This is a genomic window from Vibrio sp. 10N.222.46.A1 (assembly GCF_041473595.1).
In the GTDB taxonomy this organism is placed as follows: Bacteria; Pseudomonadota; Gammaproteobacteria; order Enterobacterales; family Vibrionaceae; genus Vibrio; species Vibrio tasmaniensis_A.
Window position 1 is genome coordinate 1 of sequence record NZ_JBFRSN010000342.1, and the last position, 1,261, is coordinate 1,261.

Here is a 1,261-nt window from a genome sequence, read left to right on the forward strand (position 1 = left end):
GAAATTGAGTTCGCCCTATCTAAAGACGACAACAGAACCGTTTTAGTCGCTTTTCTTGAATGCCGAGACGAAATTCCATCCTGTCTAGAGCAATGGCGCAAGTCGAGTTATGGCTCGCGAGTAATTATTGCATCTCTTCATGGTCTCTATGTGGGTGAGCAAGGCCCCTATAAAAGAAAAAACGATGATGATTATTGGTGGACATTTAAAGGTGTCACATCAGTACTTAAAAATGGATGTGAGGTATAAATTATGTTTACACCAACTGATGAGCTGAAAATAGGCCAAGTTGTTGAGGTCTCTGGGACGAGTATCAAAGTTGAAATTTCAGATAAAATCTCTGAGTTAACTAGAACTTTCAACGGTCGAGTTTATCCCATAGGACAAATCGGCAGTATGGTGAAGATCCATTATGGTCGAAAGGTTATTTTCGGTCTAGTTACAATGCTTCGAATGCGCTCTGAAGAGTTGCTAGAGGCTGGTATGCCTATAAGCACTGATTCTGACCAACGACTAATGGAAGTGCAGCTATTGGCTGAAGGTAGTTGGAATAACTCTAGTTCCCAGCTGTCCTTTAAGCGAGGTATTAAGACATACCCACTACCTCAGCAAGGCGTATTTCTATTAACAAACGATGAGATTTCATGTGTTTATCGTTCTGCTGAAGGTGAACGAGAAGAGAAGGTAGATCCATTAGTTCCATTTGCGGTATATAGCGCATCAGAGTCAACAGCTTGCCGAGCGAATATAAATAAAATGTTTGGAATGCACTGTGCAGTATTAGGCTCAACAGGTTCAGGGAAGTCGGGAACTGTCGCAGCAATAATTCATAGTGTTTTGGAGCATAACAGTGGAGAAAAGAACTTCTCTCCACAAATAGTTGTAATTGACCCACATGGCGAATATGGCGCTGCATTCAGTGAAAGGGCTGTACAGTATAGAGCATATGACATCGCAGTAGGTGAAGATAAGCAAGAGCAGATAAAGTTACCATACTGGTTAATGTCAAGCGATGAATTTACTAGTTTGATAGTTGGCAAGACTGAAGAAAGTGCTACTAGCCAAAACAACATCGTTCAAAAAGCTTTAACACATGCTCGTCTGGTTGCGGCTGGCATTGTGCAACCGTGCCCTAGAGAGTTTGCTACCGACATATTGAAAGAACTAGAAAACCATGATGATCCAAACCTTTGTGATAAAAAAGACACATCAGACATCCTTGAGTTTGACAGAGATAAACCAAGACCATTTTGCTTAGATG

General features: G+C 41.3%; 1 protein-coding gene and 1 pseudogene. Both read left to right on the plus strand.

Annotated features, from left to right (window positions below; translation table 11 throughout):
* Nucleotides 1-249: pseudogene (locus AB4496_RS11155) on the plus strand (SIR2 family protein); the annotation flags it as partial.
* Between the two features lie 3 nt (nt 250-252).
* The coding region (locus AB4496_RS11160) for an ATP-binding protein (protein ID WP_372130967.1) at nt 253-1,261 on the plus strand (1,009 nt) is incomplete at its 3' end.